At 58.9% G+C, this 8,132-nt stretch carries 6 protein-coding genes; 4 read left to right on the forward strand and 2 right to left on the reverse strand.

Annotation, left to right across the window (positions count from 1 at the left end; all coding sequences use genetic code 11):
• Positions 1–154: 154 nt before the first annotated feature.
• Positions 155–1,522 carry an inorganic triphosphatase gene (locus HX790_RS29400; RefSeq protein WP_138453563.1) on the reverse strand — a complete coding sequence of 456 codons (1,368 nt, stop codon included), beginning with the start codon at positions 1,520–1,522 and terminating at the stop codon, positions 155–157.
• Between the two features lie 158 nt (positions 1,523–1,680).
• On the opposite strand from HX790_RS29400, the gene argE reads away from it, so the two are divergent.
• Together argE and argA are read left to right on the forward strand one after the other, a co-directional pair.
• Entirely contained in the window at positions 1,681–2,829 is a 1,149-nt protein-coding gene (gene argE / locus HX790_RS29405; RefSeq protein WP_065931829.1) for an acetylornithine deacetylase, read from the forward strand.
• 135 nt (positions 2,830–2,964) lie between these two features.
• Positions 2,965–4,263, forward strand: a complete 1,299-nt coding sequence (gene argA / locus HX790_RS29410; protein WP_017139545.1) for an amino-acid N-acetyltransferase — start codon at positions 2,965–2,967, stop codon at positions 4,261–4,263.
• A 119-nt stretch (positions 4,264–4,382) separates the two neighbouring features.
• On the opposite strand, the gene tauA is transcribed toward argA, so the two are convergent.
• Positions 4,383–5,369 (reverse strand): taurine ABC transporter substrate-binding protein, encoded by a 987-nt coding sequence (gene tauA / locus HX790_RS29415; protein WP_176992614.1) that lies wholly within the window; start codon positions 5,367–5,369, stop codon positions 4,383–4,385.
• Between the two features lie 370 nt (positions 5,370–5,739).
• Between tauA and HX790_RS29420 the strand changes: the two genes are divergently transcribed.
• A complete protein-coding gene (locus HX790_RS29420; RefSeq protein WP_017139543.1) occupies positions 5,740–7,095 on the forward strand; it encodes an OprD family porin in 1,356 nt (451 codons plus the stop codon).
• 292 nt (positions 7,096–7,387) lie between these two features.
• Positions 7,388–8,026 carry a peroxiredoxin gene (locus HX790_RS29425; protein WP_099550302.1) on the forward strand — a complete coding sequence of 213 codons (639 nt, stop codon included), beginning with the start codon at positions 7,388–7,390 and terminating at the stop codon, positions 8,024–8,026.
• Positions 8,027–8,132 lie beyond the last annotated feature (106 nt).

Genomic DNA, 8,132 nt, shown 5'->3' on the forward strand with positions numbered 1-8,132 from the left:
GCTTCGCGGCCCAACGCAGGATAAGCCTGCTCGCCACAGGAGAAATCGGCTGCCTTCAGAAGTTGTGTAGATACCTATGCTCATCGCGGGCAAGCCCGGCTCCCACATTGGAATGCATTCCCCTGTGGGAGCGGGCTTGCCCGCGATAGCGATCTTACAGGCGCAGCAGGGTCTTCCAGGCCCGGTTCTGATACACCGCAATCGCCTGATGCATGCGCGCATCCAGCGATTCATCGGTGATCGGCTGGTTGGCCAGCAGCGCCAACTTGTTCAGTTCGCCGTACAAACGGTCCAGTTCCGGGATGTCCACCACGTTACGTGCGTGGTGCAGCCAGGCCTGGATGCGCTCGATGCGCGGCAGTTGCTCGGCCAGGTCTTCCGGTTGCTGCTGGTAGCGCGGCAGTTGCAGGGCGACGGCGTCGTCAGCCAGCAGGCGTGGCAGCCAGTTGGTGATTTGCGCGGCGCCCTGGCGGTTGCCACGCACATTGCGGTCGGTGGTCCAGGCGCGGGCCAGCAGCCAGCGCGAGGTGTTCAGCGAGAACAGGCCCCAACGCACGTCTTCAAGTTCTTCGGCAAACTGTTCCGGCGCGGCCTTGCGGATGTCTTCATCGTCGTCACCGGCCTGCACCAGTGGGCGCCAGTCTTCCAGCAACGCGTCCAGCGCACTGCGCAGTTCGCTGGTGGATTGACGCGGCGCGGCCTGGCCGAGGCTGCCGATCAGGGCGCGCAGCTCACCGAGGTTTTCGACCCAGTCCTGCAGCAGACGCCAATGACCGTTGAAACGGTATTGCTCAGCCAGACGCTGGCTGCTGCCCAACAGGTGCCACATGATTGCGGCGAAGGCATCGTCCAACGGCATCTCGGCGTGGATCTGCGGGGCCGGCAGGCTCAGCGAGTAGCTGCTGGCGTCGTACAGGCGGTAGCCGCGCTCGGCCTTGCTGATATCGCACGGCATCAGCGCCAGGGTCGCGGCCAGTTCGGCGGCCAGTTCCAGCAGGGCAGCCGGTTCACCTTCGCGCAGTTCCAGTTCCAGCTCGCAGATTTCTTCTTTCTGCTTGCCGACCACCACATGGCCCAGGTCCAGGGCGGCTTCGATCACCACCTTGGCCTTGCCACGGCCCCAGGCGATTTCGGCGCGCTCACGCACGAAATCGGTGGTGAAGATTGGCTTGAGGGTCTTTTTGTCCAGCTCGGCCAATTGCTCGGGCCAGCACTCGCCGTCGAGTTTCTTCACATCGAGCTTGGCTTTGGGCAGGTCCCAGTTGTATTCATTGCGTTCCGACAAGCCGGCGACGCTTTGGCCGCGGGTCTTGAGGGTCTGGATGATGTCGTCACCGTCCTTGCGCAGGCGCAGGGCGACTTTGGCCTGGGCCAGGTCGCGTTCAGGGGTGTCGAAGTACTGGTTCATCAACTCACGGCGTTCCCAGCCACTTTTGTTGCGTTTTTTCAGTAGCGGGTGCTCACGTAGCGCGGCGAGGGTTTCGCGGCTGACGCGGAGCTTGATTTCGGTTTCTTTCTGCATGGCCGGAAAATCCAGGATCGGGAGCGCAGCCGGGGAAATGTGTGGCTGCCAAGGTCGTGCAGTGTACAGGACTGAGCCCGGCAACGTGCCGCAACGGTTTATTGTGTCGTGCAGATGGTTCTATAGTGAGGCTCATCCGGGAAGTTGAGAGGCTGCGCATGCCGTTACCGTCCATGAAAGAGCAATTCGCCGCGCTGATTGCCGCGCCGTCGGTCAGTTGCACCCAAGCGTCTCTCGACCAGACCAACCGCCCGGTCATCGACCTGCTCGCCAGTTGGCTGGGCGACCTGGGTTTTGCCATCGATATCCAGCAAGTCAGCCCCGGCAAGTTCAACTTGCTCGCCAGTTTCGGCAGTGGCCCCGGCGGGCTGGTGCTGGCCGGGCATAGCGATACCGTGCCGTATGACGCCGCGCTGTGGAAGACCGATCCGCTTAAGCTGACGGAAGTCGACGGCCGCTGGGTAGGCTTGGGCAGCTGCGACATGAAGGGTTTTTTTGCCCTGGCCATCGAAGCCGTGCTGCCCTTGCTGGATCAGCCGTTCAAGCAACCTTTGCTGATCCTCGCCACCTGCGATGAAGAAAGCTCAATGTCCGGTGCTCGTGCACTGGCCGAGGCCGGACGCCCGTTGGGCCGTGCGGCGGTGATTGGTGAGCCGACGGGGCTCAAGCCGATCCGCCTGCACAAAGGCGTGATGATGGAGCGCATCGATATTCTGGGCCAAAGCGGCCATTCGTCGGACCCAAGCCTGGGTCATAGCGCCCTTGAAGCCATGCACGACGCTATTGGCGAACTGCGTGGCCTGCGCCTGGCCTGGCAGCGTGAGTACCGCAACCCGCAATTCAGCGTGCCGCAACCGACCATGAACTTTGGTTGTATTCACGGTGGCGACAACCCCAACCGCATCTGCGGCCAATGCTCGCTGGAATTCGACCTGCGGCCGTTGCCGGGCATGGACCCGCAGGTACTGCGCGCCGCCATTCGTCAGAAGCTCGAACCCTTGGCGGAGCGTCATAAAGTCAAGATCGACTACGCACCGTTGTTCCCCGAAGTGCCGCCGTTCGAGCAGGCCGAAGATGCCGAGCTGGTGCGGGTGGCGGAACGATTGACCGGTCATCGTGCGCAAGCAGTAGCGTTCGGCACCGAAGCGCCTTATCTTCAGCGCCTTGGTTGTGAAACCCTGGTGCTCGGCCCTGGCGATATCGCCTGTGCTCACCAACCGGGCGAGTACCTCGAAATGTCACGCTTGACGCCTACAGTGCGTCTATTGCGGGAACTGATCGAGCATTACTGCCTGAAACCTGCATAAATTAACCCCTGCCTATTCGTACATAGAAGGAGAGCGAGCGTGTCGCCAAGCCTGTTCCGACGATAACCATCAGCCCGCTGTGCGCTTTCACGATTCATCCTTTTTTGGCTGCTTTTTATTACAGGCCCAGGTTTTATGCCCGAATACGTCAATTGGCTTCGTCACGCTTCGCCTTACATCAACGCCCACCGCGACTGCACCTTTGTGGTCATGCTGCCCGGCGATGGCGTGGATCACCCTAACTTCGGCAATATCGTCCACGACCTGGTGCTGCTCCACAGCCTGGGTGTGCGGCTGGTGCTGGTGCACGGTTCGCGCCCGCAGATTGAAACCCGCCTTGAAGCACGCGGCCTCACCCCGGCTTACCACGAAGGTTTGCGCATCACTGATGCGGCGACCCTGGAATGTGTGATCGACGCGGTCGGGCATCTGCGCATTGCTATCGAGGCGCGGCTGTCCATGGACATGGCCTCGTCGCCGATGCAGGGCTCGCGCTTGCGCGTGGCCAGCGGCAATCTGGTAACAGCACGCCCGATCGGTGTACTCGAAGGCGTGGACTACCACCACACCGGCGAAGTGCGTCGGGTCGACCGCAAAGGCATCAATCGCCTGCTGGACGAGCGGTCCATCGTGCTGCTGTCGCCATTGGGTTATTCGCCCACCGGCGAGATCTTCAACCTGGCCTGCGAAGACGTCGCCACCCGCGCCGCCATCGACCTGGGCGCCGACAAGCTGCTGCTGTTTGGTGCCGACCTCGGTTTGCTCGATGAGCATGGTCGCCTGGTGCGTGAGTTGCGCCCGCAACAAGTGCCGGCGCACCTGCAGCGGCTGGGTAACAACTATCAGGCTGAGTTGCTGGATGCCGCCGCCGAGGCTTGCCGTGGCGGAGTAGGGCGCAGCCATATCGTCAGTTATGCCGAAGACGGCGCGTTGCTCACCGAGCTGTTCACCCGCGACGGTGGCGGCACGTTGGTGGCCCAGGAGCAATTCGAACTGGTGCGTGAAGCGGCGATTGAAGACGTCGGTGGCTTGCTCGACCTGATCAGCCCGCTGGAAGAGCAGGGCATTCTGGTGCGGCGTTCGCGTGAGGTGTTGGAGCGTGAGATCGAGCAGTTCAGCGTGGTCGAGCGCGAAGGCATGATCATCGCTTGTGCGGCGTTGTATCAGATCGCCGATTCGGATGCCGGTGAGCTGGCGTGCCTGGCAGTGAACCCGGAGTACCGTCACGGCGCACGCGGTGATGTATTGCTGGAGCGCATCGAGACCCGCGCGCGGGCGCAGGGTTTGAAGACTTTGTTTGTCCTCACCACGCGCACCGCCCACTGGTTCCGCGAGCGCGGGTTTGTGCCGAGCAGCGTGGACCGCCTGCCGTCGGCACGGGCCTCGCTGTACAACTATCAGCGTAATTCGAAGATTTTCGAGAAGGCCCTCTAGCTAAGAGCAAGGGCTGGCTTATGTGGGAGCTGGCTTGCCTGCGATGCGGGCACCTCGGTCTGTCAGGTAAACCGAGGTGATGCAATCGCAGGCAAGCCAGCTCCCACAGGGGACTGCATTTATTCTTTGATGAATTTATCGGTCACAAAGGCCGAGTAATCCGGCAGCACCGTTTCGACCTTCCCCTGTTCCTTCAAAAACTTCGCCGTCTCCCCAATCGCCTTCGCGGTGCCGCCTTTAAGCAGTGCCTCGGTCTGCTGTGCCTGGGCATCCGGGAAGGTGGTGCCGGCCAACAGTTCAGGAATATCGGCGGCATTCGCACCTGTCAATTTGGCGATTTTTTGCACCGGTTCGGAATCGACGGTCCAGCGGTCTTTATGGGCCGCATAGTCAGCGAAAGCATCCAGCGTGACCTTGGCAAACTTGGCCACTACGTCAGGATGTTTTTGCGCGAAATCCTTGCGCGCCACCCACACTTCGAACGTCGGCGCGCCCCACTGACCTACCTGGGCTGCGTCTGTCAGGGTTTTGCCGGTCTTGCGGATTTCCCCCAGCGCCGGTGACCACACGAATGCGCCGTCGATATCGCCACGTTTCCACGCGGCAGCAATTTCTGCCGGTTGCAGGTTCACCACTTTGACTTTTTGCGTGTCCAGGCCCCAGTGCTTCAGCGCCCCGAGCAGGCTGTAATGGGAGGTCGAGACGAAAGGGGTGGCGATGGTTTTACCCACCAGGTCTGCGGGTTTGTCGATACCGCTGCCATTGCGTACCACCAGAGCTTCAGAAGTATTGATCTGCGCCGATACGATAAACGCCACGATCGGTAGATTACGTGACGCCGCTGCTGCAAGGGGGCTGGAACCGAGATTGCCGATTTGCACATCGCCGGAGGCAATCGCGGTGACCACTTCAGGACCGCTGTTGAAGCGGCGCCAGGCGATGTTCTCGCCGATGGCCTTTTCATAGAGGCCGTCAGCCTGGGGGACTTTGCTGGGGTCGATGCCGGTTTGATAGCCGATGGTCAAATCGGCGGCTTTGACACCAAAAGAAAGTATTAGTGACACAAAAACTGTAACAAATTGACGGGAGGATGTGCGTTTGGCCATGATGGCGTCGCCTTTTTGATCGTGGGTGACGTATGCAACAGTACGATCACACTAATCGATCTAAAAAAAGGCTGGTAAATACCCTTTAGGAATTAGCTTATGGAGCGGTTGATCTATGCTGATCGACTCACTGCCTGCTGAGGCTTATTCCTGAATCGTATGAAAAAGAATGAAACAATTCTTTTTGGGTGTATGAAAAACTCATTACCCTGCAGGGACCAAATCAACTGCGGTTAGACGAAGGTAGTAGACACACAAGGTTACGATTGACTTGGTAGTCACTATCTGGCGCTAATCGCGCATCTGTGGATCGAGGGCGTCAGACCCGAGACCAAAGAAATACAAAAATTAGAAATGAGAGGAGCGGTACATGAAGAAGTCCACCTTGGCGTTGGCTGTGACCCTGGGCGCAATCGCTCAGCAAGCAGGCGCTGCCGGTTTCATCGAAGACAGTAAGGCCACACTGGGCCTGCGTAACTTCTACATCAACACGGATAACCGTGATGGTGCTGCAGACCCGTCCAGGAACGAAGAATGGGGCCAAGGCTTCGATCTGCGGTTCATTTCGGGCTATACCCAAGGCACGGTTCAGTTCGGCGTTGACGCAATCGGCCTGTACGGCGTGCGCCTCGATTCTGGCCGCGGCACCAGCGGTAACATCACCGGTACTTCGTCCGGCGGTACTGTGTTCCCAAGCGACGGCAATCGCGCGGTCAACGATTTCGCCAGCCTCGGTGTGACCGGTAAGGTGAAGATCTCCCAAACCGAACTGAAACTGGGTACGTTGCAGCCTAAGCTGCCAGTTATCGTGACCAACGATGGTCGTATGCTGCCGCAAACCTTCCAGGGTGGCCAGATCACTACCAACGACATCAAGGATTTGACCCTGGTTGCCGGTCAAATTGAGCATGCCAAGGGCCGTAACTCCAGCAACAACGAAGGTTTGTCGCTGGGTGGTGCCAACGGTGGCTCGAACTACACCGCAGGCAAGTTCGTCAACAAGTTCTACTATGCCGGTGGTGACTACAAGCTCACCAAAGATCTGACCGCACAGTACTACTACGGCAACCTGGAAGACTTCTACAAGCAGCACTTCCTGGGTCTGACCCATAACTGGTCGATCGGCCCGGGCGTATTGAAGTCTGACCTGCGTTATTTCAACAGTTCTGACGACGGCCTGAACGGTAATACGGCTGCCTACTACACCAGCGGTAACTACAACGGTTTCCGTGCCGGTAAGGGTAAAGTCGACAACAACCTGTACAGCGGCCTTTTCCTGTACTCCGTGGCCGGCCACACCTTTGGTGGCGGTTACCAAGTCAGCAATGGCAGCAGCGACTTCCCTTGGCTGAACCAAGGTGACGGCTCGTCGGCTTACATCACTACCGACATGCAGATCCAGAAGTTCGCCCGTGCTGGCGAGCGTACCTGGCAAGCTCGTTACGCTTATGACTTCGCCAAGGTTGGCGTACCTGGCCTGACGGCTGGCGTTGTGTACCTCAAAGGTAGCAACATCGACACCATCGCGAACACTAACGCACGTACTGAAACCACTGGCCAGTCCGAGTGGGAACGCGACATCACCGTTGCCTACGTGATTCCAGAAGGCCCGCTGAAAAACCTCGGCGTGGCCTGGAAAAACGCGATGTGGCGTACCGACCTGGCGAACACCCGTTCCCAGGACGAAAACCGTCTGATCGTCAGCTACTCGCTGCCACTGTTCTAGTAGTGTGAAGCTGTTGTAAGACTGTAAACCTTGCCCGGCGCAACGCCGGGCAAGGTGTCTTGCTTTTCAAGTCGGGCTCAACCCCCGCAAGCCCTTCCTGAAACCCCTCTTTGTACAGCGTCTCAAGGCCTTCTCGAACCTTGAAACCGATGTTGATCCTCGCCCGTTCCCAAGTCCAATGAACAGATTTTTAATATTCCTTTATCGTCTAGATAAATCGATATTTATTCTTTTTAAATAATCTCCAACCCATGCACAGTGGGCTCCATAAGCACTCATCAGGAGCCACACCATGAGCCTACGATTGGGCGACATCGCCCCCGACTTTGAACAGGATTCCAGCGCCGGCAAGATTCGTTTCCACGAATGGCTGGGCGATAGCTGGGGCGTGTTGTTTTCCCATCCGGCCGACTTCACTCCGGTGTGCACCACGGAGCTGGGCTTTACCGCCAAGCTCAAAGACGAATTTGCCAAGCGTGGCGTCAAGGCCATCGCCCTGTCGGTTGACCCTGTGGACTCGCACCACAAGTGGATCGAAGACATCAACGAAACCCAGAACACCGTCGTCAACTTCCCGATCCTGGCCGATGCCGATCGCAAGGTGTCGGACCTCTACGACCTGATCCATCCGAATGCCAGTGACACGCTCACCGTGCGTTCCTTGTTCGTGATCGACCCGAACAAGAAGATCCGCCTGACCATCACTTACCCGGCCAGCACCGGCCGTAACTTCCACGAAATCCTGCGGGTCATCGACTCGTTGCAGCTGACCGACAACCACAAGGTCGCCACGCCCGCCAACTGGCAGGACGGCGATGAAGTGGTGATTGTGCCGTCGCTCAAGGACGAGGAAGAGATCAAGCAGCGCTTTCCGAAGGGCTACCGTGCGGTGAAGCCGTACCTGCGCCTCACCCCACAGCCTAACCGTTAACGCAGAACTAAATGTGGGAGCGGGCTTGCTCGCGAAAGCGGTGTGTCATTCAAAGATGCATCAACTGAAAGTCAGCATTCGCGAGCAAGCCCGCTTGTGTCTTGAT

Origin of the sequence: Pseudomonas sp. IPO3747, from assembly GCF_013385245.1 — a bacterium.
Taxonomy (GTDB): domain Bacteria; phylum Pseudomonadota; class Gammaproteobacteria; order Pseudomonadales; family Pseudomonadaceae; genus Aquipseudomonas; species Aquipseudomonas edaphica.